Below are 2,683 nucleotides of genomic sequence, written 5' to 3'. Positions count from 1 at the left end.
CAAACATTTGTGATTTTTTAGCTGTTCAAAATACTCTTTTTTTAAAAAAGTAACTAACTGATTCATTGCTTAACTACCTCCATAAATAAATCTTCTAAAGTGGGTTCTAGCTGTTCAATTTTTTTGATCATTATTTTTTGATTAATCAAATATTTCATAATTGAAGTAAGATTAGTTTGCTTAGTTGATGTTAATTTAAGGGTCATTTGATTAACTTTGATACCATCAAAGAATTGACAAAATTGATTTAAATCATTTTGATTAGTAAATTCAATTAAAATATTATGACGATGATGATTTTCTTTGATAGTTTCAAGTGGTCCTTGCATGATAATCTTACCATTCGATAAAAGGGCTACGTGATCGCAGATTCGTTCAACATCTGATAAAACATGACTAGAAAATAAAACGGTTGTTTTAGTTTTAATGGCAACTAAAATATCTAAAATTTCTTTACGACCAAGTGGGTCTAAAGCTGAAGTTGGTTCATCACAAATTAGTAATTTAGGACTATTTAATAATGCCTGGGCAATTCCTAGTCTTTGTTTCATGCCCCTTGAATAACTGTTAATCTTTTTTTTATTATTTTCAATTCCTACTAAATCTAAAAGTTCTAATGCTTTTTCATTAATATTATTTTTTTCCATTCCTGTTAGATTACCACACAACGTTAGATATTCATAAGCATTCATAAAACCATAAAATTCCGGAACATCTGGTAAATAACCAATATATTGATTAGTTTTAGTTTCACCAAACGTCACTTTTTTACCATTTACATAAATATCACCATGATCAGCTTTTAACAATCCAACGATCATTTTCATCGTAGTAGTTTTACCAGCTCCATTTTTTCCAATAAAACCAAAAATCGAATGTTCTTTGATCGTCAGATCCATGTTATCAATAATAATATTTTTACCAAACTTTTTAGTTAAGCCATTTATCTTTAAAATATCCATCATTCATCCTCTTTTCCCAAAATAAAATATAATACTGGACCAATAAACTGCATGCCAATAATGGCAACAAAACACCAAAGTAATCGATTACCCCGTTTATAATGTTCATGAGTAAAAATATGATATAAAGTATATATTAATAAAATGATTTCAATTATGATCAATGGAAGTAAAAAAACTAAAATATCTGTTAGCTTCATCGTAACATCTCCTTTAATTTACTTTGTAATAGTTTAAACTTAGGATAATCTTTTAACTGGTCAAAAATAGGATCATCAAAATAATGTTCAAGATCTTTTATCACACTATTTTTATCTCTTGGAGTAATTGAACCATTATCCAGTTTTTCAATATATTCATTAATTTCATCAAAATAATCATCTTCATGTAAACAAAAATTGTTTAATAATTCTTTAATACTAGTTACAAAGTTATCGATATGTTTTAAAGCTGATTCAACTTGTTGATATTTTAAATATATTAAACAAGCCTGATACTCAAATCCAGCGACAATATTTGGATGCAATTTAACTAAATTATACGTTTCAATAACTGCTTCGATTCGTTTTACGGTTTCGATAAATTGAGGATAGTTATCATTAGTAATCATTAAATACTGCGTAGCTGATGCTACTAATGAAATAATATTTAGATACATTGTAATTTGGGTTAAACTATTAGCTTTTTGTATATCATTATTTAATAAATAAGCGGAAATTAGAATATTATTTGCTTGCGTTGCAAATCTGGATGGATCAACGTTATCTTCCAAGATTGCTGTGGCTTCCTGGTATTTTTGTAATCGCAGTAATATTAATGCTTGTAAGATAGTAGCATCTTTAGTAACTTTAAAATCACGACAGTTTGTTATAATATGCAGACAAAGCTCATTGATCATCTCTAGTATTTCATTTTGTTTAGCTGGTTTTGCTAATGAATAATGATTTAAATATAACACGCACATTTGTAAGACAAACGGGTAACAAGAATAATATTGTTTAAGATATGACTGGATTTGTTGATCGACTTCATCAAAATCTTTATTGGTAAAATCTTTTGAAAACTGCTGGTATAATTTTTGAATCTGTTCCTTAGTTAAATATGGACTATAACCAAGCAGTTCATCAATCGTAACATCAAAAAAAGCAGCTAATACCGGTAAAGTAGTAATATCGGGTCTACTAATATTTTTCTCCCATTTAGAAACCGAACCTTTAGTTACCCCAAGATAATCAGCTAATTTTTCCTGGGTTATTTTTCTTTCATGTCTTAACCGAACGATATTTTCGCCTATTTCTATTTTATACATTTCCTTCACCTCATCTATAATTATAGGCATAACAACTTTGCACTTCAATTGATTAAAAGGTTACTTTAGGAAAGAAAGTTGACTAACAGGAAACAAATATCTTTTTGTATTGAGGATATTCATTGATAAGGCTAGTAATGCGTTATGAAGATGAAAATATTTAACTAATGCAAAAATGATGGTTGTATTATACTGTGTTTGTATTTCTATAATAAATGAATAACTAAATAATTTATAACGATGGCTAGTTGCAAGGATTTTGAACTATTCGGTATTCCCGAATAGTTCAAAATAAAATGTCTTATATAACACAAAGATATATGTTGGTAGAATTTATAGTTGAAAAAGTATTTTGTAGGCTGTTTTATTAGCTTTTAAAAAATTTAATAATTATTATTAAAAATTTAGCACT

Annotated in this window: 3 protein-coding genes; all 3 read right to left on the bottom strand. The window is 27.5% G+C overall.

Annotated features, from left to right (window positions below):
• Window positions 1-62 precede the first annotated feature (62 nt).
• Genes J7M77_RS06900 through J7M77_RS06890 form a run of 3 tightly spaced genes read right to left on the bottom strand, consistent with a single transcriptional unit; the run spans window position 63 to window position 2,271 of the window.
• Window positions 63-962 carry an ABC transporter ATP-binding protein gene (locus J7M77_RS06900; RefSeq protein ID WP_296877100.1) on the bottom strand — a complete coding sequence of 300 codons (900 nt, stop codon included), beginning with the start codon at window positions 960-962 and terminating at the stop codon, window positions 63-65.
• Complete coding sequence (locus J7M77_RS06895; protein ID WP_296877099.1) at window positions 962-1,162, bottom strand: PLDc N-terminal domain-containing protein; 201 nt, start codon at window positions 1,160-1,162, stop codon at window positions 962-964. Before J7M77_RS06895 ends, J7M77_RS06900 begins: the two co-directional genes overlap by 1 nt.
• Window positions 1,159-2,271 carry a helix-turn-helix transcriptional regulator gene (locus J7M77_RS06890; protein WP_296877098.1) on the bottom strand — a complete coding sequence of 371 codons (1,113 nt, stop codon included), beginning with the start codon at window positions 2,269-2,271 and terminating at the stop codon, window positions 1,159-1,161. Before J7M77_RS06890 ends, J7M77_RS06895 begins: the two co-directional genes overlap by 4 nt.
• Window positions 2,272-2,683 lie beyond the last annotated feature (412 nt).

This window comes from Thomasclavelia sp., assembly GCF_017889095.1.
In the GTDB taxonomy this organism is placed as follows: domain Bacteria; phylum Bacillota_I; class Bacilli_A; order Erysipelotrichales; family Coprobacillaceae; genus Thomasclavelia.
Note: the sequence above shows the minus strand (reverse complement) of the source record. Positions and strands in the feature narration are given on the sequence as shown.